The organism is Nocardioides bruguierae (assembly GCF_023656415.1).
GTDB lineage: Bacteria > Actinomycetota > Actinomycetes > Propionibacteriales > Nocardioidaceae > Nocardioides > Nocardioides bruguierae.
Genome location: NZ_JAMOIL010000068.1, coordinates 1 through 1,241 on the forward strand (window position 1 = coordinate 1; position 1,241 = coordinate 1,241).

Here is a 1,241-nt window from a genome sequence, read left to right on the forward strand (position 1 = left end):
TGTCTTAGAAGGACGTATGGCGTCAGCGCCAGAGCCCGCCGATCCCGACGGCGTCGGCTGGTCGCTGCGCGACGATGAGTGCCCCCTCGCGGGGGCTGTGGCGTTCGACCGCACGACCGGCGAGGTCGCCTGGCGACCCACCTGCAAGAACGCCCGGTGCCGCAGGTGCTCGCGGCAGGTCTCGGCGCAGACCTTCGCCCTGGCACGTCGAGCGGTCGAGCAGGAGAACCGGCTGCGGTTCATCACGCTGACGCGGTGCCCCGAGGGCTGGGACGAGACCCGCCACGCGATGAAGGCGTGGCGGAGGAACCTCCAGCGGCACGGCGTCGCCGGTGAGGGCCTGTGGGTGATCGAGCGCGGCTCCGACACCGGCATGAAGCACGCGCACGTCGTGCAGCACGGGCCGAGGAAGATCCCGATGGAGGTCCTCGACGCCTCGTGGCCGTACGGCTCGACGCAGATCGAGTCCGCCCGCGCGGCGGTGGACTACCTCGGCAAGGGCGTCCTCCGGTACGTGGCCAAGGGCCTCGACCAGGGCGAGGGGTCGCTGACCGAGCACATGGACATCAACGGGGGCCGCGCGGCGCACTGGTCGACGAAGTTCTTCGACGGGATGGGGCGCAACGCCTACCGCCAGGCGCACCCGCTCCCGGGGATCTACTTCGTGGAGACGGCTCGATGAGCCTCGAGGGGTGGCGTCTGGTCGCCCATGCGTCGGGTCTCCCGGTCCCGCAGCTCGCTGAACCCGCGCGGGTCCTGGGGCCGTCGCGGCCGCTCGCAAGCGGCGGAGCCGCGAGAACGGGCGCGACGGGCGCAGGGGACTCGTGGGTGCCGTGGCTCCGGATCTGGGGGCTCTCGTGAGCGCGTCACGGCGTCGTCGGCGTGCAGCGCGGCGTGCGGGGCTGTGTGGGGGCTGCCTGAGGGCGCCTGTGAGCCGTTGGATGGACTTCGGGGCCGGCAGGGTCGCGGGGGCCTGCTCGGAGTGCTGGCCGGCGCTCCTGGCCGATCTGAGAGCCGCGGCTGCGCGACTGGGTTGACCGCTGCGCGGCAGCATGCGCCCGGAGGGCGTGCCTCGTTGCTCTCCGTCAACCGCCGTTGACCTGGACGAGGACAGCGGTGGTCTCCCGGCACCGGGGGAGCCCGTCCCTCGTCGCCAGCGTCTGGACCTCGACCACCACGGCGGCTGAGCCCGTCCGTGGTGGGTTCCCCACCCGCGTGTGTCCTGGGCCGCTGTCGCCCTC

1 protein-coding gene is annotated in these 1,241 nt (G+C 72.8%); it reads left to right on the forward strand.

Going from position 1 to position 1,241, the window contains the following annotated elements:
• The first annotated feature begins 16 nt into the window (after positions 1–16).
• Positions 17–682, forward strand: coding sequence for a rolling circle replication-associated protein (locus tag M8330_RS21640; protein WP_250829037.1), 666 nt, complete (start codon positions 17–19; stop codon positions 680–682).
• Positions 683–1,241 lie beyond the last annotated feature (559 nt).